Source organism: Bacillus cereus group sp. BfR-BA-01356 (assembly GCF_022663635.1).
Classification (GTDB): Bacteria; Bacillota; Bacilli; order Bacillales; family Bacillaceae_G; genus Bacillus_A; species Bacillus_A cereus.
On sequence record NZ_JAKUFX010000255.1, the window covers coordinates 1 to 1,730 of the forward strand.

A 1,730-nucleotide genomic window follows, 5' to 3' on the forward strand; every position below is an offset into this window, starting at 1 on the left:
AGAATGAATTGGAAACAAGAATTTAGTCGCTGGCTTTCTTACGCACAATTAGATGCAGAATTAAAAGAACAGCTAGAAAATATGAAGCAAGATGAGAAGAAAATCGAGGATAGCTTTTATAAAAATCTAGAGTTTGGCACAGGTGGTATGCGTGGTGAACTTGGTGCTGGTACGAACCGTTTAAACGTATATACAGTTCGTAAAGCAACAAAAGGATTAGCAAGCTTTATTGAAAAATTAGGTGAGGAAGCGAAAAAACGCGGTGTTGTTGTAGCCTATGATTCTCGTCATAAATCACCTGAGTTCGCAATGGAAGTTGCTGCTACACTTGGGGCACGCGGTATCACAACATATGTGTTTGAAAGCTTACGTCCAACGCCAGTACTTTCTTTCGCAGTTCGTCATTTACATACAGTAAGTGGAATCGTTCTTACGGCAAGCCATAATCCACCTGAATATAACGGATACAAAGTATACGGTGAAGATGGTGGACAGTTACCTCCAAAAGAAGCAGATGAGTTAATTAGCTACGTAAATGCAGTAGAAGATGAATTAACAGTTGAAGTCGCTGATGTAGAGCAATTAAAAGCTGACGGTTTATTACATATTATTGGACAAGAAGTAGATGATGCATATGCTGCAGAATTGAACAATGTCATCATTAATAAAGAAATGGTGCAAAAGGTTGGTAAAGACTTAAAAATCGTCTTTACACCATTACACGGAACATCAAATATTTCTGTACGCCGTGGTTTAAAAGAAGTTGGATTTACAGATGTGACAGTTGTAAAAGAGCAAGAGTTACCAGATCCAAACTTCTCTACAGTAAAATCACCGAACCCAGAAGAGCACGCAGCGTTTGAGTATGCCATTCGTGACGGTGAAAAGGTAGGCGCAGATGTATTAATCGCAACTGATCCTGACGCAGATCGTCTAGGTGTAGCAGTGCGTAATCATAATGGTGAGTTCCAAGTATTAACAGGAAACCAAACAGGTGCATTAATGCTTGATTACTTACTATCTCAAAAGAAAGAAAACGGAACGCTTCCGGAGAGCGGTGTCGTATTAAAAACAATCGTAACGTCTGAGATTGGTCGTACAATTGCGAAAGCATACGGTTTAGATACAGTTGATACGTTAACTGGATTTAAATTTATCGGTGAGAAAATTAGGCAGTATGAAGAAAGCGGACAATATGAATTCCAATTCGGTTATGAGGAAAGCTATGGTTATTTAATCCGCCCATTCTGCCGTGATAAAGATGCAGTACAGTCTGTCCTATTTGCATGTGAAGTAGCTGCATACTACAAATCACAAGGGAAAACGTTATATGACGGTCTATTAGAAGTATTTGAGAAGTACGGTTTCTTCCGTGAAGACCTTGTATCGTTAACGTTAAAAGGAAAAGATGGAGCTGAAAAAATCCAAGAGATGATGGCAACATTCCGTGAGAATCCTCCGAAAGAAGTAGCGGGCTTAACAGTCGTAGCAGTGGAAGACTATAAAGCAAGCATCGTTACATCTTTACAAGATGGACATAAAGAAGAGATTCACTTACCGAAATCAAATGTGTTAAAATATCAATTAGAGGATGGTTCATGGTTCTGCCTACGTCCATCTGGAACTGAGCCGAAGATTAAGTTTTACTTTGGTGTAAAAGATAGTTCTTTACAAAATAGTGAACAAAAGTTACTTACTATTAAAGAAGACATTATGAATCGTTTATAATA

At 38.4% G+C, this 1,730-nt stretch carries 1 protein-coding gene; it reads left to right on the plus strand.

Going from position 1 to position 1,730, the window contains the following annotated elements:
* Positions 1–3 precede the first annotated feature (3 nt).
* The gene (locus MR168_RS32820; RefSeq protein WP_086412241.1) at positions 4–1,728 is read left to right on the plus strand and encodes a phospho-sugar mutase; all 1,725 of its coding nucleotides are present in this window, start codon (positions 4–6) and stop codon (positions 1,726–1,728) included.
* Positions 1,729–1,730 lie beyond the last annotated feature (2 nt).